The 204-nt window shown below is 65.2% G+C and carries 1 protein-coding gene; it reads left to right on the forward strand.

Translation table 11 applies throughout. The features are described 5' to 3' along the window. Positions 1 to 204: VCBS domain-containing protein (locus tag CWO91_RS42575; RefSeq protein WP_130221209.1), on the forward strand; the 204-nt coding region annotated here is incomplete at both ends.

A 204-nucleotide genomic window follows, 5' to 3' on the forward strand; every position in this document is an offset into this window, starting at 1 on the left:
GGCACCAACGATGCGGCGACGGTCTCGTCGGACTCGAAGTCCGTCACCGAAAGCGATACCGCGGCGGCGCTCAACACCCCGGGGCAATTGACCATCACCGACCCGGATTCGGGCGAAGCCCACGTCGTCGCCCAGAGCAACGTGCACGGCACCTATGGCGACTTCACCATCGATGCCAACGGGGCCTGGAGTTACACCGGCAAC

It is taken from the genome of Bradyrhizobium genosp. SA-3 (genome assembly GCF_004212635.1).
Classification (GTDB): Bacteria; Pseudomonadota; Alphaproteobacteria; order Rhizobiales; family Xanthobacteraceae; genus Bradyrhizobium.